23 protein-coding genes and 1 tRNA gene are annotated in these 22,259 nt (G+C 62.6%); 14 read left to right on the top strand and 10 right to left on the bottom strand.

The genetic code is table 11. From position 1 onward, the window contains the following. Positions 1-192: 192 nt before the first annotated feature. The gene (locus HMPREF9696_RS06445) at positions 193-414 is read left to right on the top strand and encodes a hypothetical protein (protein ID WP_002712161.1); all 222 of its coding nucleotides are present in this window, start codon (positions 193-195) and stop codon (positions 412-414) included. Here HMPREF9696_RS06445 and HMPREF9696_RS06440 read toward each other — a convergent pair. After that, positions 411-863, bottom strand: a complete 453-nt coding sequence (locus HMPREF9696_RS06440) for a winged helix-turn-helix transcriptional regulator (RefSeq protein ID WP_002712160.1) — start codon at positions 861-863, stop codon at positions 411-413. The genes HMPREF9696_RS06445 and HMPREF9696_RS06440 overlap by 4 nt on opposite strands. 112 nt (positions 864-975) lie before the next feature. Here HMPREF9696_RS06440 and HMPREF9696_RS06435 point away from each other — a divergent pair, with 112 nt between their 5' ends. Beyond that, entirely contained in the window at positions 976-1,749 is a 774-nt protein-coding gene (locus tag HMPREF9696_RS06435) for an SDR family NAD(P)-dependent oxidoreductase (protein ID WP_002712159.1), read from the top strand. Here HMPREF9696_RS06435 and dprA read toward each other — a convergent pair whose 3' ends face one another. The 5 genes from dprA to HMPREF9696_RS06410 form a co-directional block, all read right to left on the bottom strand. Next, positions 1,750-2,871, bottom strand: a complete 1,122-nt coding sequence (gene dprA, locus HMPREF9696_RS06430; protein ID WP_002712158.1) for a DNA-processing protein DprA — start codon at positions 2,869-2,871, stop codon at positions 1,750-1,752. 56 nt (positions 2,872-2,927) lie between these two features. Next, positions 2,928-3,155 carry a hypothetical protein gene (locus tag HMPREF9696_RS06425; RefSeq protein ID WP_002712157.1) on the bottom strand — a complete coding sequence of 76 codons (228 nt, stop codon included), beginning with the start codon at positions 3,153-3,155 and terminating at the stop codon, positions 2,928-2,930. A 115-nt stretch (positions 3,156-3,270) separates the two neighbouring features. Continuing rightward, positions 3,271-3,882: a glycerol-3-phosphate 1-O-acyltransferase PlsY gene (gene plsY, locus HMPREF9696_RS06420; RefSeq protein WP_002712156.1), complete on the bottom strand. Its 612-nt coding sequence runs from the start codon at positions 3,880-3,882 to the stop codon at positions 3,271-3,273. Positions 3,883-3,921: 39 nt separating this feature from the next. Next, positions 3,922-5,223 carry a dihydroorotase gene (locus tag HMPREF9696_RS06415; RefSeq protein WP_002712155.1) on the bottom strand — a complete coding sequence of 434 codons (1,302 nt, stop codon included), beginning with the start codon at positions 5,221-5,223 and terminating at the stop codon, positions 3,922-3,924. 5 nt (positions 5,224-5,228) lie between these two features. Then, on the bottom strand, positions 5,229-6,182 hold the full coding sequence (locus HMPREF9696_RS06410) for an aspartate carbamoyltransferase catalytic subunit (RefSeq protein ID WP_002712154.1): 954 nt from the start codon (positions 6,180-6,182) through the stop codon (positions 5,229-5,231). 245 nt (positions 6,183-6,427) lie between these two features. On the opposite strand from HMPREF9696_RS06410, the gene HMPREF9696_RS06405 reads away from it, so the two are divergent. From HMPREF9696_RS06405 to HMPREF9696_RS06390, 4 genes are all read left to right on the top strand, one after another. Further along, positions 6,428-7,180, top strand: coding sequence for a M15 family metallopeptidase (locus HMPREF9696_RS06405; protein ID WP_002712153.1), 753 nt, complete (start codon positions 6,428-6,430; stop codon positions 7,178-7,180). Between the two features lie 18 nt (positions 7,181-7,198). Beyond that, positions 7,199-7,543, top strand: a complete 345-nt coding sequence (locus HMPREF9696_RS06400; RefSeq protein WP_430642286.1) for a hypothetical protein — start codon at positions 7,199-7,201, stop codon at positions 7,541-7,543. A gap of 65 nt (positions 7,544-7,608) precedes the next feature. Then, positions 7,609-9,258: an acyl-CoA dehydrogenase family protein gene (locus tag HMPREF9696_RS06395; RefSeq protein WP_002712151.1), complete on the top strand. Its 1,650-nt coding sequence runs from the start codon at positions 7,609-7,611 to the stop codon at positions 9,256-9,258. A 100-nt stretch (positions 9,259-9,358) separates the two neighbouring features. Continuing rightward, complete coding sequence (locus HMPREF9696_RS06390) at positions 9,359-10,144, top strand: CPBP family intramembrane glutamic endopeptidase (protein ID WP_002712150.1); 786 nt, start codon at positions 9,359-9,361, stop codon at positions 10,142-10,144. A 3-nt stretch (positions 10,145-10,147) separates the two neighbouring features. Here the strand turns inward: HMPREF9696_RS06390 and HMPREF9696_RS06385 are convergent, their stop codons facing one another. The 3 genes from HMPREF9696_RS06385 to HMPREF9696_RS06375 form a co-directional block, all read right to left on the bottom strand. Next, positions 10,148-11,074 (bottom strand): AEC family transporter, encoded by a 927-nt coding sequence (locus tag HMPREF9696_RS06385; RefSeq protein ID WP_002712149.1) that lies wholly within the window; start codon positions 11,072-11,074, stop codon positions 10,148-10,150. A gap of 3 nt (positions 11,075-11,077) precedes the next feature. Further along, positions 11,078-11,569, bottom strand: coding sequence for a Holliday junction resolvase RuvX (ruvX, locus tag HMPREF9696_RS06380; protein WP_002712148.1), 492 nt, complete (start codon positions 11,567-11,569; stop codon positions 11,078-11,080). A 69-nt stretch (positions 11,570-11,638) separates the two neighbouring features. Further along, positions 11,639-12,526 carry a LysR substrate-binding domain-containing protein gene (locus tag HMPREF9696_RS06375; protein WP_002712147.1) on the bottom strand — a complete coding sequence of 296 codons (888 nt, stop codon included), beginning with the start codon at positions 12,524-12,526 and terminating at the stop codon, positions 11,639-11,641. A gap of 186 nt (positions 12,527-12,712) precedes the next feature. On the opposite strand from HMPREF9696_RS06375, the gene HMPREF9696_RS06370 reads away from it, so the two are divergent. From HMPREF9696_RS06370 to HMPREF9696_RS06335, 8 genes are all read left to right on the top strand, one after another. Next, positions 12,713-13,864, top strand: a complete 1,152-nt coding sequence (locus HMPREF9696_RS06370) for a YbfB/YjiJ family MFS transporter (RefSeq protein WP_157170004.1) — start codon at positions 12,713-12,715, stop codon at positions 13,862-13,864. 70 nt (positions 13,865-13,934) lie between these two features. Then, positions 13,935-15,011 (top strand): NAD(P)H-dependent flavin oxidoreductase, encoded by a 1,077-nt coding sequence (locus tag HMPREF9696_RS06365; RefSeq protein WP_002712145.1) that lies wholly within the window; start codon positions 13,935-13,937, stop codon positions 15,009-15,011. A 146-nt stretch (positions 15,012-15,157) separates the two neighbouring features. Next, entirely contained in the window at positions 15,158-15,445 is a 288-nt protein-coding gene (gatC, locus tag HMPREF9696_RS06360; protein ID WP_002712144.1) for an Asp-tRNA(Asn)/Glu-tRNA(Gln) amidotransferase subunit GatC, read from the top strand. A 17-nt stretch (positions 15,446-15,462) separates the two neighbouring features. Further along, positions 15,463-15,651 carry a hypothetical protein gene (locus HMPREF9696_RS06355; RefSeq protein WP_002712143.1) on the top strand — a complete coding sequence of 63 codons (189 nt, stop codon included), beginning with the start codon at positions 15,463-15,465 and terminating at the stop codon, positions 15,649-15,651. Between the two features lie 3 nt (positions 15,652-15,654). Next, positions 15,655-17,133: an Asp-tRNA(Asn)/Glu-tRNA(Gln) amidotransferase subunit GatA gene (gatA, locus tag HMPREF9696_RS06350; RefSeq protein ID WP_002712142.1), complete on the top strand. Its 1,479-nt coding sequence runs from the start codon at positions 15,655-15,657 to the stop codon at positions 17,131-17,133. A gap of 99 nt (positions 17,134-17,232) precedes the next feature. After that, entirely contained in the window at positions 17,233-18,618 is a 1,386-nt protein-coding gene (locus HMPREF9696_RS06345) for a patatin-like phospholipase family protein (RefSeq protein WP_002712141.1), read from the top strand. Between the two features lie 58 nt (positions 18,619-18,676). Continuing rightward, positions 18,677-20,161 (top strand): Asp-tRNA(Asn)/Glu-tRNA(Gln) amidotransferase subunit GatB, encoded by a 1,485-nt coding sequence (gatB, locus tag HMPREF9696_RS06340; RefSeq protein ID WP_002712140.1) that lies wholly within the window; start codon positions 18,677-18,679, stop codon positions 20,159-20,161. Positions 20,162-21,627: 1,466 nt separating this feature from the next. Beyond that, complete coding sequence (locus HMPREF9696_RS06335; protein ID WP_002712138.1) at positions 21,628-21,894, top strand: hypothetical protein; 267 nt, start codon at positions 21,628-21,630, stop codon at positions 21,892-21,894. 219 nt (positions 21,895-22,113) lie between these two features. Here HMPREF9696_RS06335 and HMPREF9696_RS06330 read toward each other — a convergent pair. Beyond that, a tRNA-Ser gene (locus tag HMPREF9696_RS06330) sits at positions 22,114-22,205 on the bottom strand. Positions 22,206-22,259: the final 54 nt, after the last annotated feature.

Raw genomic sequence — 22,259 nt, 5'->3', positions numbered from 1 at the left:
CTCTAGGCTGGCTTGGCCGATACATGGGTAAAAGGGGGTCCGCTGTCAAATCGGGATCTGGTGAGGACGCCGGTTCCACCCTCTGGTTTCCCGCAAAAATCGCAAGCAATGTAACTTGTGGTTGTACACGTATTACGTGTATTATCCAAAAACGCTCTTAAATTTGCATGCTGGAATTCCACAGGGGTGCGAATGGCCGTTCGCAACAACCGCGGCGACGTGTTGCCGTCTGACGATAGAGCTGGAGACGGAGGTCCGCTCGAAGCCGCAAGTCTGATCTCCGGGGCTATGGTGGAATTCGCTCAACTGGCGCACCGCCATCGGCTCGACATGCTGGCGCATCTGCTCGAAATGGCGAAGCTGGAAGCGGATGAGTTCATCCGGCGCCAGCGGAGCAATTCCAGCAGGACTTAAAGGGCGGAAGCGGGCGGCAGGACCTTGGTCTCGGCCTGCTCCAGAATACGGCCGTCATGGGCGCGGATTTGCAGCTTGCCCAGCGGTTGTCCGTCTTGGCGATCAACCAGCGCGCTGAACTTTTCTCCCGGGGTAAAGGCATACTCTTCGCCCCATTGACGCAAGGCGACCAGGACGGGGAAGAGCGCCCGTGCCTTGTCCGTCGGCACATAGTCCTGATAGGCGCCGCCATCGGACGCAGGCTTCATCTCCAGAATGCCCTGAGTCACCAGCGTCCGCAGCCGGGTGGTTAGGATGTTCTTAGCCACGCCGAGATTTTTCTGAAACTGGCTGAAGCGCCGCGCGCCCATGAGCGCATCCCGGATGATCAGCAGCGACCACCAGTCGCCGATCACGTCCAGCGTCCGGGCGATGGGGCAGACATCACCTTGAAGACTCTTGCGTTTCACGGCCAATCCTCCGCGTTGAAAATTCTGGTTGCATCATAGAACTCTTGTGGCTATCTAGCAAGTGTAGTTGCAATATGAAACCACATTGCTTGGCAACCAGCAGGAGCGATCCATGAGACTTAAGGGCAAGACGGCGTTCATCACCGGGGGCAACAGCGGCATCGGCCTCGCCACTGCAAAGCTGTTTGTGGCGGAGGGCGCACGGGTGGCGATCACCGGCCGGGATCCGGCCAGGCTGGATGCGGCGGTCAAGGAACTTGGACCGAACGGTTTCGGCATCAAGGCCGATGCCACCGACGTGGCGCAGCTCGAAGGCGCGGTCGCGCAGGCGGCAAAGAAGTTCGGCAAGCTCGACATTGTGTTCGCCAATGCGGGTATCGCGGGAAACACGCCGGTTGGCGGGACCACGCTCGCGGCATTCGAGACCGTCATCAAGACCAATTTGACCGCGGTGTTTTTCACGGTGCAGGCGGCTGTCGCACACATCAATGACAACGCGTCGATCATCCTTAATGGCTCCGTCATTTCGGTGCTCGGCAATCCGGGTTACTCGGCTTATGCGGCGACCAAGGCTGGCGTGCGCGCGATGGCGCGGGTGATGGCCTCCGAACTGTCGCCGCGCGGCATCCGCGTCAACGTGGTTTCGCCAGGTGCTACACGCACGCCGATCTGGGGCGCGGGCATCGCGACGCCTGAAGCCGAGAAGATGCTTGAGAAGCGGATTTCCGCCAGCACGCCGCTCGGCCGGATGGGCGAGGTCGATCACATCGCCAGGACCGTGCTGTTCCTTGCTTCTGACGACGCGGCGCACGTTCAGGGACAGGAAATCTTCATCGACGGCGGATCAACCGCATCGCCTGCCGGCGCGCCGATCTATCGCGGGTGATTATAGAAGCGATACCATTCCGCCGCCGTGGCGTTCCAGCCGTCCTGCGAGTTCAAGTTCCAGCAGGACGGTGCGGACCACGGCGGGGGATACATTCGTCATGCGGATCAGATCGTCGATGCCGACCGGCGAGGGGCCCAGCAGGCCGATGACGCGCTCGCGCTCGTCGGCATGTGGCTCGTCGTCGAGAGGCTGATCGCCGGATTCTTCGATCGGCAGTTCGACCGGACGCCCCATGATCGGCTGAACCGCGTTGATGACATCGGCGACTTCCGTCACCAGCGTCGCGCCTTGCTTGATGAGATCGTTGGTCCCCGCCGCGCGCGGATCAAGCGGAGAGCCGGGCACGGCGAACACCTCGCGGCCCTGTTCGTTGGCAAAGCGCGCAGTGATCAGCGAGCCTGAGCGGTGCGCCGCCTCAACGATCACGACACCGAGTGCAACGCCGGAGATCAGGCGATTGCGCCGGGGAAAGTCCCGCGCGCGCGGACTGTGACCGAGCGGCATTTCGGAAATCGCGCCGCTGCCACGTTCGATGATATCGAGCAGCAGGTCTTCATGCTCCGCCGGATAGATCCTGTCATGTCCGCCGGCCAGCACCGCAACCGTGCCGGTATCGAGCGTGACGCGATGGGCAGCCTGATCAATGCCGCGCGCGAGGCCCGACGCAATGGCGAAGCCGGCATTGCCGAGATCGCGTGCGATGGTCTGCGCGAATTTCAGCCCCGCGCCGGATGCGTTGCGGGAGCCGACGATACCGATCATCGGCTGGGTCTGAACGTTGAGAACACCGCGTACGCCGAGCAGCGGCGGCGCATCGTCGATCAATGCGAGGCGAGGCGGATAGCCGTATTCGCCTGGCGCCAGCAGGGCGACGCCCATGCGCCGGCCGGTTTCGATCTCGCGCTCGGCGTCCGCCTGCGTGCAGATGCGGCCAACTTTTGACGCGCCGCCACGTTGCGCCAGATGAGGCAGGCGATCCAGGGCTGCGCGTGCGCTGCCGAAATGATTGATGAGCGAGCGGAAGGTGCGTGGCCCGACATTGTCGGAACGGATCAGGCGCAGCCAGTCGATGCGCTGCGCCTCGGTCAGTCTGGCGGTGGCTGAAGTCCTGATATCCACGCGGCCCCCATGGCGGGAGTGTTGCGCAAGAGCGGGCCGAGGACAATGGCTTGCGCTCAGTGGGCCGTTCCTCTGGCTGCGAGAAACAGCAGCTTTCGCGCCTCCTGCTTCTGGTAAAGTTCAAGCCAGCGCAGTTCGTCGGGCGTTTTCCATTCCTTCGACGAGACGGGGGCGAGCAGGCCCTGGATCGCTTCTTCCAGTTTCAGGAATTCCCGGGTCTCGGCAACGGAGAGACCGACCAGAACGCGGTTACCGTCACCGTCGATTTCGTAATCGTCGCTCATCCCGCTTCATTGAACGGGTGCGCGCAAGAGAGCAACCTGTTCCCGGGTTTAACCTAACCGTTCAACCTTACCGCGCCGGGCGGAGGACGGTTGCGATGATCGCGGCAGGAGGTAGTTACCCCTTCTTCCCGATCTTGCCCTCGGTTCCGCTCATCAGCCGCTGAATATTGGCGCGGTGCATGATCCAGAGCGCTGCGGTCATGAGCGCGAAAACAGCGGCGAGCGCCGTATGCTGCGACCAGAACAGCATCACCGGCACAATCAGGCTTGCGACCAGGGCTGCCAGCGACGAATAGCGGAAGATCACTGCGACTGCGATCCAGATCGCGCAGAACGCCAGCGCGGCGGGCCAGAACAGGCCGAGCAGCACGCCGATATAGGTCGCGACACCTTTGCCGCCCTTGAATTTCAGCCACACCGGGAAAAGATGGCCGACGAACGCGCCGATGCCGGCGGCAATCGCGGCATTCGGTCCACCGAAATGCCCGGCGACGATCACGGCGATGGTTCCCTTGAGCATGTCGCCGAGCAAGGTCGCTGCGGCGAGACCCTTGTTGCCGGTGCGCAGCACGTTGGTCGCGCCGATATTTCCCGAACCGATCGAGCGGAGGTCTTGCGTGCCCGCGAGCTTGGTCAGGATCAGACCAAACGGAATCGAGCCGCAGAGATAGCCGAACAGGAAGGCCAGCACGAAGCTGAGGGCAAAGGCCGTCAGAAAACCGCTCATGATCTCTCACATGTCCAGGTTGAGTGCGGCGAGTCGCACTTAAACATGTTCATAGACGGTGCGTCCGTCAACGATGGTGCGTGCCACGCGGCCGCTGAACCGGGCTTCGTCGAACGGCGTATTCTTGCACTTCGATTTCAGGTCCGCCGGATCGAGAACCCATGGCGTATCGAGGTCGATCACGATCACGTCGGCGGGCGAGCCGGGGCGCAGCGAGCCGCCGGGCAGGCCGAGCAGTTCTGCCGGGCGCGTCGACATGGCGCGGATCAGCGTCTTGAGATCGACCTCGCCGGAGTGAACGAGGCGCAGGCCCGCCGACAGCATGGTTTCAAGGCCGATGGCGCCTGCGGCGGCTTCCGCGAACGGCAGGCGTTTCACCTCGACGTCCTGCGGATTGTGATCGGACATGATGACGTCGATCAATCCGGACGAAACTGCCGAAACCAGTGCTACGCGATCGGCTTCGGTGCGCAGCGGAGGCGACACTTTCAGGAAGGTACGATAGGGACCGATGTCGTTCTCGTTTAACGTCAGATGGTTGATCGAGGCCGATGCGCTGACGTTCAGGCCGGAGTCCTTGGCGCGCTTGAGGATATCGAGCGAGTCGGTGCAGGTGAGGGAGGCCGCGTGGTAGCGGCCGCCGGTTAGCGCCACGAGGCGCATGTCACGCTCCAGCACCACGGCTTCCGATGCATTGGGGATACCCATCAACCCGATGCGCGAGGCAAACTCACTTTCATTCATCACGCCTTCACCGACGAGGTTGGGGTCTTCGGTGTGATGGACAATCAGCGCATCGAAATCGCGGGCGTAACTCAACGCGCGGCGCATCACGAGCGCGTTCATCACGCTTTTGTCGCCGTCGGTGAATGCGACCGCACCTGCCGCCTTGAGCAGGCCGATTTCGGTCATCTCCTCGCCGTTCATCCCCTTGGTCAGCGCGGCCATGGGCTGAATGTTGACGATCGCGGTGTCGCGTGAGCGGCGCAGGACGAAGTCCACTGTCGCCGAGTTGTCGATGACCGGCTTGGTGTCTGGCTGGCAGACAATGGTGGTGATGCCGCCGGCCGCCGCGGCAAGGCTGGCGGAGGCAAAGGTCTCGCGGTGGCCTGCGCCGGGCTCGCCGACAAAGGCGCGCATATCGACGAGGCCGGGAGCGACGACCTTGCCGGCGCAATTAATAATGTCTGTGCCCTCGGGCACGCCGGCGGCGCCGATGCCGCGGCGGGCATCGCGGATCATGCCGTCGGCGATCAGAACGTCGCCGGGACTGTCGATATTCCGGGCCGGGTCGATCAGGCGGGCGTTGGCGAGCAGGATGGGGCGGCGATCTGTGCGCATGTGTTTCACGCGTTAGGCAGGTTGCGGGCGAGCGCTTCGAGCACCGCCATGCGAACCGCCACACCCATTTCGACCTGTTCGCGGATCAGCGACTGCGCGCCGTCCGCCACGGTGGAGTCGATCTCGACGCCTCTGTTCATCGGGCCCGGATGCATGACCAGCGCACTCGGCTTGGCATAATCGAGTTTCTTCTGGTCAAGACCATAGTACTGGAAATACTCCGAACTTGACGGCACGAACGAGCCGTTCATGCGCTCGCGCTGCAGGCGCAGCATCATCACGATGTCCGCGCCATCGAGTCCCTCGCGCATGTCGCGCGCCACCTCGACGCCCATGCGTTCGATTCCTGGCGGCAGCAGCGTGGAGGGCGCGACCACGCGAACGCGCGCGCCCATCGTGTTCAGCAGGATGATGTTGGAACGCGCAACCCGCGAATGCAGCACGTCGCCGCAGATGGCCACCAGCAGGCCTTCGATATGGCCCTTGTTGCGGCGGATGGTCAGCGCGTCCAGCAGGGCCTGCGTCGGGTGCTCGTGCGCGCCGTCGCCGGCATTGATGACCGAGCCGTCGACCTTCTGCGCCAGCAGTTCCACCGCGCCGGAGGCATGATGGCGTACCACCAGAATATCCGGATGCATGGCGTTGAGGGTCACCGCGGTGTCCATCAGCGTCTCGCCCTTGCGGATCGAGGAGGACGCCACCGACATGTTCATCACGTCGGCGCCGAGCCGCTTGCCCGCGATTTCGAACGAGGACTGGGTGCGCGTGGAGGCCTCGAAGAACAGGTTGACCTGGGTCCGGCCGCGCAGGTTGGTGCGCTTCTTGTCCACCTGCCGGTTCAGTTCGACGAACTCTTCGGAAAGGTCCAGAAGGCCGGTGATGTCGGCCACGGAAAGGCCCTCGATGCCCAGCAAATGCCGGTGTCCGAGGACGAAACTCGATTTCGATGCGGTTGTCATTAAAGCAAGAGCTATAGGCAGACTTGCCCGGCGGAGCAAGGCGGATTCGGCCCACGCGGAGTTTTCCCCCGCTGATGTCCGGGCAGGGTAAATACGTCGGATTTTGGCTAAAATGGCGAAGGGGCGTCGATGGTCCCATCGCCGTCATGCCCGGCTTTATGCCGCGCATCCACGCCTCTGCGATGTTGCTCAGGCGTGGAGCGCCGGAACAAGTCCGGCCATGACGAACCTGGATATTGAATGCGATGCGAACAATGATTTCCGCGGCGACCGGTTTACTCGGTCTGATTGCGGGTTCCGGATTGGCAGCCCAGCCGCTGCCTCCCGATTTCGTCCATCTGCGCGATGTTGATCCGACCATCGTGCAGGACATGCGCTATGCCACGGCGAACAATTTTGTCGGGCGCGTGCTGAACGGTTACGAAGCTGGAGCGTGCATTGTCACGCGCAGCGTCGGCGCTGCGCTCAAGCGCGTGCAGGATGATCTGAGGCCGCGGGGCCTGTCGCTGAAAATGTACGACTGCTATCGCCCGCAGCGCGCGGTCGACGACATGTATGCGTGGGCGCAGGATGGCAAGGAGACACCGGCGCAGCGGCGCTATAATCCGAAAATGCGCAAGGCGGACCTGTTCCGGCTTGGCTATGTCGCAAGACATTCCGGGCATTCCACCGGCAAGGCGGTAGACCTTACGCTGGTTCAGATGCCTGCCGCGAAGGCCGCGCCATTCGATCCGAAGGCCGATTATGCCGATTGCACCGGGCCGCAGCGCCTTCGCGCGCCGGACAATAGCGTAGACATGGGCACCGGTTACGATTGTTCCGACGACGTCGCGCATACAGACTCGAAATCGATTACGCTGCAGCAGCGCAAATGGCGCCAGATCCTCGTGAATGCGATGGCGAAACAGGGCTTTGTCAATTACCGGCTGGAATGGTGGCACTTCTCGATGCCGTCACCCGGAAACACCGCATTCGATTTTCCGGTGACGGCGCGATAGTGGCCCGCGGATGCGGTCTTGAATTCCCGCCGCACGGTCATAGTTTCCAGCGTGCAGGCGCGCGCTCATGGCCGCGCGATGCAGAAAGGCCTCGTCATGAGTAGAGGCGGTATCGCAGTTACGGCAGTTCTTCTGGCCATTCTGGCCGCCACAATATGGTGGGCGTGGCAGGGCTGGGTGTCACATGCGGATGTGGAGATGTCGGTCCATGGCTACATCGCCATGGGGCTCGGGATTTTCTTCTCGCTGGTCATCGGCTGCGGATTAATGGCGCTGACTTTCTACTCCAGCCGCCGCGGCTACGATGACCTTCCGCAGGGCAAGGACCTCCAGGGGCGGAAAGGGCCGCGCAATATCTCCTGACGGAAGTTGCGTGAAACGCATCGCGTTCCGGTATAGCCTGCCGTTCTCATTTTCGGGAACGGCTCATGGCGCAATCATCTCTCTCTCCAACGACTGACGTTTTCAACCAGTCTCCTCCGTTCGAGGATGTCGACCTGTTCACGCTCGACAGCGCGCTCGCGGAGGCCGTCGCTGTCAACGGAAGCAAGGGAGCCGGCGCGGAGCTTGCCGATTTTGGCAGGCACTGGGGTTCGGCGGCGATGGCGCAGCGCGGCCGCCTTGCCAACGAGAATACGCCGAAGCTGAACACATATGACTCGCGCGGCTTCCGCCGTGACGAGGTCGAATTCCATCCGGCCTATCATGAACTGATGGCACACAGCGCCCATGCTGGCATTCACAATTCCACCTGGAATGAGAAGGGCGAAACAGCGGGCGGCTCGTCCGAAGTGGTGCGCGGCGCGAAGTTCTTCATCGCGTCGCAGGTCGAGACCGGACATCTGTGCCCGATCACCATGACCCGCGCCGCGGTCGGCGCGCTGTCGGTCGATCCGGGGCTGCGCGCCAAGGTGATGCCGGTGCTCGGCAGCCGCAGCTACGATCCAACTTTCGCGCCATGGTGGACCAAGCGCGGCATGACCATGGGCATGGGCATGACCGAGAAGCAGGGCGGCACCGATGTGCGCGCCAACATCACCCGCGCGGCGCGCGACGGCGATGCCTATAGGATCACGGGCCACAAATGGTTCATGTCGGCGCCGATGTGCGATGCGTTTCTCGTTCTTGCGCAGGTCGAGGGCGGACTGACCTGTTTCTTTATGCCGCGCTTCGCGCCGGACGGATCGGTGAACGGAATTCATTTCCAGCGGCTCAAGGACAAGCTCGGCAATCGCTCCAATGCGTCGTCCGAAGTGGTGTTCGAAAATGCCTATGCGCTGCGTCTCGGTGAGGAGGGGCGCGGTGTTCCCACCATTATTCAGATGGTGTCGCTGACGAGGCAGGATTGCTCGCTGGCCTCCGCGGGCTTGATGCGTTCGGGGCTTGCGCATGCGCTGCATCACGCACGCCATCGCAGCGTGTTCCAGAAACATCTGGCGGATCAGCCGCTGATGCGCAGCGTGCTGGCCGACATGGCGTTGCATGTCGAAGTCTCGACCGCGCTGGTGATGCGGCTGTGCCGTTCATTCGACCGCGCGCCGCACGACAAGGCGGAAGCCGCTTACATGCGGTTGCTGACGCCGGTGGTGAAATACTGGACCTGCAAGAGCGCCCCGGGATTTCTTTATGAGGCGATGGAGTGCCTCGGCGGCAACGGTTACGTCGAGGAGGGCATCCTCGCGCGGCATTACCGCGAGTCGCCGGTCAACGCGATCTGGGAAGGTTCGGGCAACGTGATGTGCCTCGACGTGCTGCGTGCGCTGTCGCGCGAAGCCGATGCGGCGGCGGATGTGTTGCGCGGTCTTGTGGAGCAAACCAAAGGCCTGTCGGGCGTGGTCGAAGCCGTCGGCTTCATCGCAAAATCGTTCCGCCAGCCGGACGCCGAGCGTGTCGCGCGGCTGGCCGTCGAGAAGCTGGCGCTGGTCGCGGCGGCAGCAGCGCTCAATGAGGTCTCGCCGAAGCATGCCGAACTGTTCGCCGCGACAAGGCTTGCCGCGGATCACGGTAATCTCTACGGCGCGGTCGATCTTGCCGACCGGGATATTCGCGGCCTGCTGGACCGCGCGCTGCCGGCATAATCGTGTCCGAATCTTGCATCGTTTCGCAGGCAATCGCGGAATGGATCGTTAAGGAGTGATCGCCAGAATCCGCTTCAAACGATGAACCGGAGATGACCTCATGACCGCTGCCGACGAAATCCCCGCCGGCTCTGTGCCCCTGTCGCCGCCAGGCAAAAGCCGCGAGCCGCGAGTCTGGAAATTCATCGGCACCAGTCTGTGGGGCCTCGCTCTGTTCGGTGCGATGTTCGTGGGGCAGCTCACGGTGGTGGTGTGGTTCCTGCTCACGAATGGCGATGCCCTCGGAAGCAGTGCAATGGTAGCGCTGATGTCGAACGGGCGCATTATCTCGCTATCCGTCATCATGGGACTTCCGGCCATTCTCATTGTGCTCTGGATCGCTACGCGGCTGTCACGGACGCCGTTTGCGGACTATCTGGCGCTGCGCTGGCCGTCATGGAAGATGATGGTCATCGGCGTTGCCGCTCTGATTGCGCTGATGATGGCGTGGGAGGTCATCAGCCGCGTGGCAGGGCGGGAGTCCTCGCCGGGATTCATGATGGAGGTGCTCAAGACCGCGCGGGCCGATGGCGCGCTGTGGCTTCTGGTGATTGCGTTCTGCGTGATCGCGCCGATCACCGAGGAATTTTTCGCGCGCGGGTTTCTTTATCGCGGCTGGTCGGAATCGTTCCTGCGGCCCGCTGGCGCGATCGTGCTGTCGGCGGCGGTTTGGACCATGATGCACCTGCAGTACAACTGGTTCTTCCTGGCCCAGATATTCTCCATCGGACTGCTGTTCGGCTATCTGCGCTATGCCAGCAATTCGACATGGCTGACCGTGGTGCTGCACGGGCTCAACAATCTCGCGGCAACGGTTCAGACGATCTGGCTGGCGAATAATTCGTGAAGTCTAGGTCACCAGCGCGATGGCGATCGGCATGGTGATGATTGCCAGCGCGGTCTGCAGCGTCAGGATTTCCGCAACGAGGGGCGCGTCGCCGCCCATCTGCCGGGCCAGGACGTAGGCGCTCGAGGCAGTTGGCACCGACGAGCAACAGGCAACGACCGCCAGATTTGTGCCCGACAATCCGAATGCGAGGCCAAGCGAGATCGCCATCGCCGGCATGACAATCAGCTTGAGAAAGCAGGACAGCATCGCGGGCGGATCGGGCCGCAGAACGCCCCTGAGCTGAAGTCCCGCGCCGACCACCAGCAGGCCGAGCGCGAGCGAGGAGCGCCCGAGCGCGTCGATGAAATCGTCAATCCATGTTGGAAATTTCAGGCCGATCAGATTGGCCGCGAGCCCCAGTCCGCACGCCCAGATGAAAGGGTTTCGCGCGATGGTCAGAAGAATTTGTCCCCATGACAGGCGGGTGGGCGCGGCGTAATGCGCCAGCACCCAGACCGCCATGATGTTCAGGACGGGGATCATCGCGACCATCGCGACCGAAGCGAGGGTCAATCCGACGTCGCCATACAGGTTTCCCGCCACCGCGAGCGCGACGTAGGTCTGCCAGCGGCAGGAGCACTGGAAAATCGAGGTGAACGACGGGCCGCTGACATGGAGCCGCTGCATCAGGAGCGGGCGAAGCGCGAGGCACAGCGCAGCCATCAACAGAACGGCGATCAGCAGCGCGCCGCCCACTCCGAATAGCGGAACGTCCGAGAGTTTGGCGCGGGCGAGAGTACGGAACAACAGGGCGGGGAACAGCACATAGTAAACCAGCAGCTCGGTGCCGACCCAGTGTGACTCTTCTTTCAGGAGACTGCGGCGCAGGGCGAAACCCGTCACGATCAGCAGAAAGATCGGCACGATGGCCGCAATGATCGTCAGCATCGCTCAATTGTCCCCGGACGTCTTGCGCAAGGTGGCGAGCCGGTCCAGCGCGCCCTGCAGAATGAAGATCGCCGCGTGTTCGTCGATCACCTTGGCGCGTTTGGCGCGGCTCATGTCCATCCCGATCAATTCGCGCTCGACGGCGACGGTCGAGAGGCGCTCGTCCCACAGCCCGATGGCGAGTTCGGTTTGCCGCGCGAAGTTGCGGGCGAAGGCGCGGGTCGATTGCGCGCGGGGGCCTTCGCTGCCGTCCATGTTGATTGGCAGCCCGAGAATGAAGCCGACCACCTGACGCTCGCCGGACAGGGCCAGCAGCCGGGCGGCATCGGCGGTAAATGTCTTGCGCTGGATGGTTTCGATGCCCGTCGCGAGTTTGCGGTCGGGATCCGACACGGCGACGCCGATGGTCTTGGTGCCGAGGTCCAGCCCGATCAGGGCGCCTCGTTCAGGCCAGTGCGCGGCGGCTTCGATCAGTGGCAGGATGGATGCAGGCATGGCTCCGCTTATCACGCGCGACGCTGAAATTGCAAAGCGGGAGGCGGCGGCGGACAGGCCGGGTCTGCCTCAAGAACTCCGCTTTCCCCGGCCTTTGCCGGCTGCCATCGACGCCACCAGCGTCCGCAAAGCCAGAACCGGTGGCGACATCTCGCCCTTGCGCCAGATCAGCGGCGTGACGATGTCGCTTTGCGAGCGCGGAATGCGGTTACGCCGCACATTCGCGTGCGGCATGGCGTCCAGCACCGCCTCTGGCATCAGGGCGATGCCGGCGCCTGCGGCGACGCAGGCGACGATGGCGTGATAGGAGCTCAGTTCCAGCACCCGCGAGGTGGTCAGGCTGTCGCGTCTCAGCCAGCGCTGCAGGGAACGGCGATAGGCGCAGCCGTCGGGAAAGGCGATCAGGCTTTGCCCGTCGGCATCGCGTGAGGTCTTGATCGGGCCCTCGCCTGGGCTGGAGATGACCGTCAGCCGTTCACGAAACACCGGCATGTGGGCCAGCAGGCGCGATGACGGACGTTCCGCTATAAAGGCAGCGTCGATCTGGCGTTCGGTGACGGCCTTCACCAGGGCATCGTTGGTCCCGGTGGTGAGTTCGAGCCGCACATCGGGATAACGCCGGTGAAATTCCGACAGCAGGCCGGGCAGGCGGCTGGCCGTCGTGCTTTCCAGCGCGCCGAGCTTGAGCACGCCCTGCGGCGCGGTGCCCGATACGGCATGACGTGCCTCTTCTGACAGGTCGATAAGGCGCGCGGCATAGCCCAGCAGCAATTCGCCGCTCGGCGACAGGTGCAGCCGCTGCCGGTCGCGGTGGAACAACGGAATGCCGACCGAGGCTTCAAGCTGCTTGATGCGGGTGGTGATGTTCGATGGCACGCGATGCAGCTTGCGCGCCGCCTTGACGATGCCGCCTTCATCCACGACGGTTTTGAAAATCTGCAAATCGGCAAAATTCATTGCGGTCTCCCGTGAGGGAATTGTGATGTTTCTCAATCGAGAATATCTTGTTCTCGATTATTCATTATTCATGAATTGAGAAGCAGCGTACTATTCCTGGCATCCAATTCAAGATGCGGCATGTTGCAGTATCCGCCGCTTACCGCCTTCAGGGCCGCCATGTCGTCAACAGCCGCGCCTGTTTCCATGCCAACATCCCGCGCAGCGATTGTCGCTGTATGGGCCGGATTGATCGGCCTCGCGGTCGCGATGGGGATTGGCCGCTTCGCGTTCACGCCCCTGTTGCCGCTGATGCAGCAGGATGCCGGCCTCACCCTCGTGCAGGGCGGCTGGCTCGCGACCGCGAACTATGTCGGGTATCTCGCCGGCGCGTTGATTTGCATGTCCGCGCCACCGCGCCCGGTGCGTGCGATCCAGTGGGGGCTGATGTCAATTGCGATATCGACGCTCGCCATTGCGTTCACGCATGACTTCTGGCCATGGCTTATGCTGCGGTTTGTGGCGGGCGCAGCGAGCGCGTTTGTTCTGGTCGGCGTGTCGGCATGGGCAATGCCGCTTCTCGCGCATGCAGGCAAGGCGATCTGGTCGGGCCGGGTGTTCTCCGGCGTCGGTGTCGGCATTTGTTTTGCCGGGTTGGTCAGTCTCATTGCGGGCATGACGGCGTGGGGATCTCGGGCGACCTGGATTTTCCTCGGTGTGATAGCGACTGTTTTTACACTCGCGCTGTGGAGCCGGCTCGCGGCCGATGCCGTTCAAACTCCGGTCACTGCGGGAGCGGCCCATACGCCGCTGTCCCGGCAGGCGTGGATCGCTGCGCTTTGCTACGGCGCTTTCGGCTATGGCTACATCATTCCCGCGACGTTCCTGCCGGCGCTGGCGCGAGAAGTGATCGCCAATCCCGCGGTGTTCGGCTGGGTCTGGCCGGTGTTCGGCGCGGCGGCCGCCGTCTCGACGGCGCTGGTGGCGCATTTTTTCCCGGCACATTCGCCAAGGCGGCTCTGGATCTACGGGCAGGCCGTGCTTGCGGTCGGCGTCATCGCGCCCGTGCTGGCGGTCAATCTCACCGTCCTGATGTTTTCCGCTTTATGCGTCGGCGGCACATTCATGGTCATCACCATGGCCGGTGTGCAGGAGGCGCGGCACATCGGCGGAACGCAAGGTCCACGGCTGATCGCGGCCTTCACCGCCGCGTTCGCGCTGGGGCAGATCATCGGGCCGCTGACGGTGAACCTGTTCCACGGCCGTTTGCTCTGGCCAAGCCTGATTGCGGCGCTTGTTTTGGTGGCGAGCAGCCTCACGCTTGGCGCGAGCACTCGTGCCGCTGGCGACACGGGTTGATGTGATTGTTGCGCGATGGGATAGAGTTATGAACGAAAGAGCTTCCGCCCCAACACCAATGAGCAATTCCATGTGGCCTGACCGCAGACTTCTCGATCTTTTCAAAATTGACGTTCCGATCGTTCAGGCGCCGATGGCCGGCGTTCAGGACGTCGATGTCATGATCGGCGCGGCGGAAGGCGGGGCGCTGGGATCGCTACCCTGCGCGATGATCTCGGCGGAGAAGGCGCGCGAGCAGGTTCAGATCTTCCGTCAGCGGGTCAGCGCGCCGCTCAACATGAACTTCTTCTGTCATACGCCGGTCGAGCCGGATGCGGCCCGCGAGGCCGGGTGGCGCAAACGGCTGACATCGTATTTCGAGGAACTCGGGCTGGACCCGAACATGAGCGTGAACGCCGCCAACCGTGCGCCTTTCGACGCGCAAATGTGCGAACTCGTCGAGGAACTGAAGCCCGAGGTGGTGAGCTTTCATTTCGGCCTGCCTGAAAAGGCGCTGCTTCAGCGCGTGAAGGCTGCAGGCGCCGTCGTTCTTGGTTCTGCGACCATCGTCAAGGAAGCGATCTGGCTCGAGCAGAATGGCGCCGATGTTATTATCGCGCAGGGAGCGGAAGCCGGCGGTCATCGCGGCATGTTCCTGACCGAGAACATCGCAGCCCAGCCGGGGACCATGTCGCTGGTGCCGCAGGTGGTGGACGCAGTGCGCGTGCCGGTGATTGCCGCGGGCGGCATCGCCGACGGGCGCGGTATCGCCGCCGCCTTCGCGCTGGGCGCGGCGGGTGTCCAGATCGGCACGGCTTACCTGCGCACGCCTGAATCCAAAGCCAGTGCCTTGGGCAAGGCCGCGCTCGCTGCGGCGTCTGACGATGCCACGGTCATTACGAATGTCATGACCGGCCGTCCCGCGCGCGGCGTGGCCAATCGCCTGATGCGCGAGGTCGGACCTGTCTCCGCCGACGCGCCTCCATTTCCGCATGCCGCCACGGCGCTCGCGCCGTTGAAGACGGCGGCGGAGAAGCTGGGCCGCACCGATTTTACCAATCTGTGGGCCGGTCAATCGGTCGCGCTCGGCCGCGAGATTGGTGCGGCGGACCTGACACGCACGCTGGCTGCGGAGGCGCAGGAAATGCTTCGCCGTCTCGCCGGGTGAGATCAGACGTGATATTTGGTCCAAGAAATTGAAATCGCTGATTTAATTTAAGTCGCGGAGTAGTTCCCGCGACTTATTTGGCGTTGGCGATTCCGGACGAATGCTCTATGAGGGCGGCTGATACAGCCGTCCGGAGTTCCCGTTATATGTCAGTCGATGCCGCCACTGTCCGCCGGATCGCGCATCTCGCGCGGATCGCCGTGAAGGATGAGGAAGTGTCCCATCTGCAGGGCGAACTGAACGCGATGCTGGCCTTTGTCGAGCAACTGACTGAAGTCGATATCGAGGGCATCGAGCCGATGACCTCGGTCACGCCGATGGACATGAAAAAGCGTGCCGACGTCGTGACCGACGGCGAGATTCCGGACAAGGTCCTCGCCAATGCGCCCGCGACCGAGGATCATTTCTTTCTGGTGCCCAAAGTCGTCGAATAACCCGCGAGGGAAATGCCATGTGCCTGTTATGCAGCGACGAGAAGGCTTACGCCGCCTACATGACCTATCTCGATGAGATGGAGCGGCAGGGAAAGAATGTCGATCCCGACAAGGCTATCGACGCAGTGATCGACATGCTCGAAGCCGAGGCTGCGCAGGCCAAGAAGAACAAGTCTCCCTTTATTTGCGATCCGATTGAAGAATAAGAAATGACCGATCTGACTTCACTGACGCTCGCCGATGCCCGCGAGGGCCTCGCGCAGAAATCCTTCACGGCGCTTGAATTGACCGACGCGCATCTGGCCGCGATGGAAAAGGCGCGTGTGCTCAATGCCTATGTGCTGGAGACGCCGGAGCAGGCGCGCGCGCAGGCGAAGGCGGCGGATGCGACCATTGCGAAGGGCGAGGCGGGTCCGCTGGCGGGCATTCCGCTCGGCGTGAAAGACCTGTTCGCGACCACCGGCGTCCGCGCCACGGCGTGCTCGAAAATTCTGGGCAACTTCATCCCGCAGTATGAATCCACAGTGACCTCGCAACTCTGGCGCGATGGCGCGGTGATGCTGGGCAAGCTCAACTGCGACGAGTTCGCCATGGGCTCGTCCAACGAGACGTCGGCGTTCGGTCCGGTGCTCAACCCATGGCGGCGCGAAGGCTCGGTAGCGAATCTCGTTCCCGGCGGTTCGTCGGGCGGCTCGGCGTCGGCCGTTGCGGCCAATCTCTGCCTCGGTGCCACCGGCACGGACACCGGCGGTTCGATCCGCCAGCCCGCAGCCTTCACCGGCATTGTCGGCATCAAGCCGACCTACGGCCGCTGCTCTCGCTGGGGCATCGTGGCGTTTGCGTCTTCGCTCGATCAGGCCGGACCGTTCGCGCGCACAGTGCGCGACACCGCGATCCTGATGCGCTCGATGGCCGGTCACGATCCGAAGGATACGACCTCGGTGGATCGTCCCGTGCCGGACTACGAGGCCGCCATCGGCAAGTCGGTGAAGGGCATGAAGATCGGCATTCCGAAGGAATACCGTCTCGACGGCATGTCCGGCGAAATTGACAGGCTGTGGGCGCAGGGCGCCGATTGGCTGAAATCGGCGGGCGCCGAACTCGTCGAAGTCTCGCTGCCTCACACTAAGTACGCGCTGCCGGCTTATTACGTCGTCGCGCCGGCGGAAGCGTCCTCCAATCTCGCGCGGTACGATGGCGTGCGCTATGGCGCGCGCGTCAGCGGCAAGAACATCATTGAGATGTATGAGAACACCCGCGCCGAAGGCTTTGGCGCAGAAGTCCGCCGCCGCATCATGATCGGGACCTATGTCCTGTCTGCCGGTTACTATGACGCCTACTATCTGCGCGCGCAGAAAGTCCGCACTCTGATCAAGAAGGATTTCGAGGACGTGTTCGCTCAAGGCGTTCACGCCATCCTCACCCCGGCCACGCCGTCCGCTGCGTTCGGCGTCGGCGAGAAGGGCAAGGCCGATCCGATCGAGATGTATCTCAACGACATCTTCACGGTGACGGTGAACATGGCCGGTCTCCCCGGCATCGCGGTACCGGCGGGCGCGGACAAGCAAGGGCTGCCGCTTGGCCTGCAACTGATCGGCCGTCCATTCGACGAAGAGACGTTGTTCTCTCTCGGTGACGTGATCGAGCAGGCGGCGGGACATTTCACGGCCCGGAAATGGTGGGCCTGAGGCCGCCTTGAATTCACCGCTTCCGTCGCCGATGTCTCTTGCAAAGGTATGTTTTCATTAACCGCCCGGCGCGATAACGCCTGACGGGACCGGTGAGCGATGCGTTGGGTGCGGCCTCTTGTGGGTGTTGCGTTTGTGTCGGGCGTCTTGCTCGGCTGTGCGTCGATTCAGAATGCGCCGGTCAATCTGCCGGAGTCTGGCAACCTCAATGACAACGGCAATATCGGCTTCGGCGAGACGGCGGCCTCCGACGGCACCATCATTGGACTGTCCTTTTCAGGTGGCGGGACACGCGCTGCGGCGTTCTCCTTTGGCGTGCTCAAGGAGCTGGAGCGGATTCCGCTGCGCGGTGCGCAAGGGCCGATGATCGACCGGGTCGAATTCGTCTCCGGCGTGTCCGGTGGTTCGGTGACGGCAGCGTATTACGGACTGCGCAAGCGGGCCGCGCTTGCTGACTTTCGTGAACGGTTTCTGCTGCGTAATGCCGAGGAGGGGCTTCAGACGGACCTGACGCTCGCCACCCTCTCGCGCGCGGTTGCCGGGGGCATCAACGACTCGACCGGATTTCCGCGCTGGCTCGATGCAAACCTGTTCCAGGGCGCGACCTTCCGCGATCTTGGCGCGACCAGCCGTCCGCAGGTCTGGATCAACGCCTCCGACATCTACAACCGGACACCTTTCGTGTTCGGCGCGGTGGCATTCGGCGCCATGTGCTCGAACCTGTCGGAATATCCGCTGGCCAACGCCGTGGCTGCTTCGGCGGCGGTGCCGGTGGCATTTGCGCCGGTCGTCATTCAGACATTCCCCGGAAAGTGCAACGGCGGGCTTCCGTCCTGGATTACGCGCGCGCGCGACAATGCCAACGCGCCGCCGATGCTGAACTCGTTCGCCAAGGCGATCAGCCGCTACCACGATGGCTCGATGCCCTACATCAAGCTGCTCGATGGCGGCCTGGTCGACAATTACGGGCTGGCGGGCTTCACCATCGCCCGGCTGTCGTCGGATACGCCGTATGGACCGCTATCGCCGCGACAGGCGGTGAAGCTGCGCCGTGCGCTCATTCTGGTGGTCGATGCCAAGACAGGCCTGTCCGGCAACTGGATCAATACCGTCGAGGGGCCGAGCGGGGCAGAACTGGTCAAGGCTGCGGCGGATACTGCGATTGATGCGAGCGTCGCAGGCAGCTTCACCGCATTCAGCGCCACGATAACGGACTGGCAGGGGGCTTTGGTCCGCTGGCGCTGCGGCTTGTCGGCTGCCGACCGCGCCCGCTACGGCGCGCCGGCGGGCTGGAACTGCCGCGACGTGAAGTTCTATGTCGGCCGGATCGGCTTCGATCAGCTCGATCAGGCCCGTGCGGCCGATCTAGAGCGCATCCCCACGCGCTTCCAGCTTCCGCCCGATCAGGTCGACAACGTCATCGCGGCGGGCGGCGATGCGCTGCGCGCCAGCCCCGCTTTCCGCAGCTTTGCGGCCGGATTGTAATCCGATCCGCATGGGCGAGGGGTTTTCTCCCCCGCCGCGCCAAGGTAAAAGCCGCCCCATGAACCCAAACGTCAAACCCTCCAAACTCATCAAGGGCGCCACCGGTGACTGGGAAATGGTCATCGGTCTGGAAGTCCATGCCCAGGTGACCTCCAACTCCAAGCTGTTCTCGGGCGCCTCGACCGAATTCGGCGGTGCGCCGAACGATCACGTCTCGCTGGTGGACGCGGCCATGCCCGGCATGCTGCCCGTGATCAACGAGGAATGCGTGGCGCAGGCCGTCCGCACCGGCCTCGGCCTGAAAGCGAAGATCAATCTGAAATCGACCTTCGACCGGAAGAACTATTTCTATCCGGACCTGCCGCAGGGCTACCAGATCAGCCAGTTCAAGTCGCCGATTGTCGGCGAGGGCGCGGTGGTCGTCGATCTTCCCGGCGGCGAGAGCGTGACGGTGGGCATCGAGCGCCTGCATCTGGAGCAGGACGCCGGCAAGTTGTTGCACGACCAGCACCCGACCATGTCCTTCGTCGATCTCAACCGTTCCGGCGTCGCCCTGATGGAGATCGTGTCCAAGCCTGACATCCGCTCGGCGGAAGAGGCGCAGGGCTATGTCGCCAAGCTGCGCTCCATCCTGCGCTATCTCGGCACCTGCGACGGCGACATGGAGAAGGGCAACCTGCGCGCGGACGTGAACGTCTCTGTGCGGCGGCCCGGCGAGCCGTTCGGCACCCGCTGCGAAATCAAGAACATGAACTCGATCCGCTTTATCGGGCAGGCGATCCACTATGAAGCCCGCCGCCAGATCGGCATTCTGGAAGACGGCGGCACTATCGACCAGGAAACCCGGCTCTACGACCCGAACAAGGGCGAGACCCGCTCGATGCGGTCCAAGGAAGAGGCGCACGACTACCGCTATTTCCCGGATCCCGACCTGCTGCCGCTGGAGTTTACCGCGTCTTATGTCGAAGAGCTGAAGGCGAAGCTGCCGGAACTGCCCGACGCGAAGCGCGAGCGCTTCATGGCGGACTTCGGCCTGACGCCCTACGACGCCAGCGTGCTGGTCGCCGAACGTGAGAGCGCCGGGTTCTTCGAGGCGGTGCTGGACAAGCTCGCCGACAAGGGCCGCGACGGCAAGCTCGCCGCCAACTGGGTCATCAATGAACTGTTCGGCCGCCTGAACAAGGAAGGGCAGGACATCTCGGCTTCGCCGGTCTCGGCGGAGCAGATGGCTGCGATCGTTGGCCTGATCGGAGAGGGAACCATCTCCGGCAAGATCGCCAAGGACCTGTTCGAGATCGTCTGGACCAAGGGCGGCGACCCGCGCGCGCTGGTCGAAAGCCTTGGCATGAAGCAGGTCACCGATCTTGGCGCCATCGAAAAGACGGTCGACGACATCATCGCCGCCAATCCGGACAAGGTTGAGCAGGCGCGCGCCAAGCCGCAGCTCATGGGCTGGTTCGTCGGTCAGGTGATGAAGGCGACCGGCGGCAAGGTGAATCCGCAGGCGGTGAACGACCTGCTGAAGGCCAAGCTCGGCATCTGAACATCGTGAATGCGGGTGATGTTGCGCGCGCGGATGCTTCCGCGCGCGCCGTCCGCTGCATCGCTTTTCCGTTTTCGGTGTCGCGATGAACGCGAGCGGCGACCTCGCGCGCCGGTGAAAACGTCTCGCGGCATGGAATCGTTTTGCGAATCGGGTTTCGCAAAAGGTGCGAAAAGTTCTCCGGCGCGAGCGCTGATCGCTCCAAAACCAATATTTCCAGAAAATATTTTTGTTGCCAAAAAACGCGACTCAGAGTCCGCGAAACGGATTTCCGACCGGCATTGCAGAACTGCGCGGTTTTAAAGGGCTTGTCAGGCGTGTTGTATCGAGATGAAAGAAGTGCCTGCGGCACAGGGCTTTCTTTGATTGGCGATGTTGCGCGTCATTCGTGTTTGATGTGTGCGATGAACGTGCACGCGCATGCGTCGCGATGCTTTCGTTTCGTGTTTGCGATGTGCGCCGTGCCTTGGGCGTAAACACTTCCTTAAGCGGGACGCTGTTTTTTTGAATGCGTTGGTGTAATCCAGTTGAAGTGCATTTCGATTCCCGAGTGCACACAGCGATTAAGCCATCTCACTAACTTAGGAGGGCAACATGGCCAAGAAAGCGAAGAAGGCGAAGAAGGCGAAGTCGGCAGTGAAGAAGACTGCCAAGAAGACGAAGAAGGTCGCCAAGAAGAAGAAGTAAGGCTGCGCCTTACGGAATTGCCGGCACATGATGCCGGCATCGTCACAAGGGCCGCCAGACTGATCAGTTCGCAAGAACGAGTCTGAACCGGCGGCTCCAGTCGACGAACAGAGGGTGTCGGCGAGACATCAGGCGAGACGGTCCGGCCAATCGGTCGGGCAGAAGAGTTCAAGAACTCTTCGTTCGTTGCGGGGGATGACCCCGCAGTTCTACCGGACATCTGCTTCGGCAGGTCCATCCGGCGGGATCTCTGTCCTGGCGTGTTCACCGACGCCCTCGTTTTTTTGTCCGCCCGCATCCCGCTCAGAGCGGATCCCGGCGGCCCATTTTCCAGATCGCAGTCCTTGTCCAGGCGCGCGCATCGAGCGCTTTTGCCTCGCCGTGCTCTTTCATGATCCCGGGCATCGAACAGGCGTGGCTTTCGATTAAGCCTGCGCGCGGGCTCTCTCTGTAGGGCTTCAACGAACAATGGTTATCGCTTCGCCAAATGCGAAGGTGAATCGATTCTCTCGCCTGGTGAGAAGTGGCTGAAAATTGCTGCTTTCTGCGATTTCTCCGATTCGGCCCGCAAGCCGCGTTCAGATTCGATTCATCGCGATGCTTAAACCGCGATTCAAATTTTACGGGTCATATGATCGCAACAAGCCGGCAAACGGCGAGCGCGTATTCCGCAGGATTGACCAGCCGGTTTTGCGGAATACGCGCCTTAAACAACAGTGCGTCACATCGGATCATGACAGGAGCCGCGCCCGCCGCGGCGGGAATTCGGGAGAGTTGAGATGTTTCAGGGGACAATCGATACCAGCGCCGCGACGGCGATCGAAGCCACCATGAACGGCGACGTGCTGTTCGAGCTTGGCGTTCTTTATTCAAGCGGGCGAGCGGGTCTGATCGACCTTGTCGCGGCCCATAAATGGTTCAATCTCGCCGCGCTGAAGGGCAGGGGCGATGCGATCTCGCTGCGTCAGGAGATTGCCGGGCAAATGTCCGGCGCGGAAATCGCCGCCGCCCAGCGCGAGGCACGGTCCTGGATCGCAACGCATTGAACATCATGAAGCACGCTGGTTGCGGCCTGTTTCATGCATTTGCGGATTGTAATGATCCTGCAAGCGTTGTCGTTCGGAACTGATCCGCTCGCGCGGTTCGTGCTTTCGTCAAGGACAGGGCGCGCAATGCGACAAGCGCTGTGATTGCCGGAAGGATTCGCTGGATAGCAGGGAAAGCCGCTTGGCGGTGAACGCCATCGCGCGTGGCGCGAAGCAGGATGGCGGAGACGGAGGGATTCGAACCCTCGATACCCTTTTCAAGGTATGCTCATTTAGCAAACGAGTGCCTTCAGCCGCTCGGCCACGTCTCCACAGGCCCGATATGCCTCACACGATGACGCGCCGCAAGCCGTTGATGACTTTTA

Source organism: Afipia clevelandensis ATCC 49720 (assembly GCF_000336555.1).
In the GTDB taxonomy this organism is placed as follows: domain Bacteria; phylum Pseudomonadota; class Alphaproteobacteria; order Rhizobiales; family Xanthobacteraceae; genus Afipia; species Afipia clevelandensis.
Note: the sequence above shows the minus strand (reverse complement) of the source record. Positions and strands in the feature narration are given on the sequence as shown.